The sequence below is a fragment of the Pseudomonas sp. SIMBA_068 genome (genome assembly GCF_046534705.1).
GTDB lineage: Bacteria > Pseudomonadota > Gammaproteobacteria > Pseudomonadales > Pseudomonadaceae > Aquipseudomonas > Aquipseudomonas putida.
Window position 1 is genome coordinate 1 of record NZ_JAWRYI010000054.1, and the last position, 471, is coordinate 471.

At 51.6% G+C, this 471-nt stretch carries 2 rRNA genes; both read left to right on the forward strand.

The features are described from left to right. A 23S ribosomal RNA gene (locus tag SB756_RS28100) occupies window positions 1–325 on the forward strand; the annotation flags it as partial. 50 nt (window positions 326–375) lie between these two features. Then, window positions 376–471, forward strand: a 5S ribosomal RNA gene (rrf, locus tag SB756_RS28105); the annotation flags it as partial.

Consider the following 471-nt stretch of genomic DNA (forward strand, 5'->3'; position numbering starts at 1 on the left):
CGAGCTGGGTTCAGAACGTCGTGAGACAGTTCGGTCCCTATCCGTCGTGGGCGTAGGAAATTTGAGAGGAGCTGTCCTTAGTACGAGAGGACCGGGATGGACGCACCGCTGGTGTACCAGTTGTTCTGCCAAGGGCATCGCTGGGTAGCTATGTGCGGACGGGATAAGTGCTGAAAGCATCTAAGCATGAAGCCCCCCTCAAGATGAGATTTCCCATAGCGTAAGCTAGTAAGATCCCTGAAAGATGATCAGGTTGATAGGTCTGAGGTGGAAGTGTGGCGACACATGGAGCTGACAGATACTAATCGATCGAGGACTTAACCAATTTGAATGTATGCTTACTGTTATCTAGTTTTGAGAGAACACTCTCAATGGTTTGGTGGCGATAGCGAAGAGGTCACACCCGTTCCCATGCCGAACACGGAAGTTAAGCTCTTCAGCGCCGATGGTAGTCGGGGGTTTCCCCCTGTG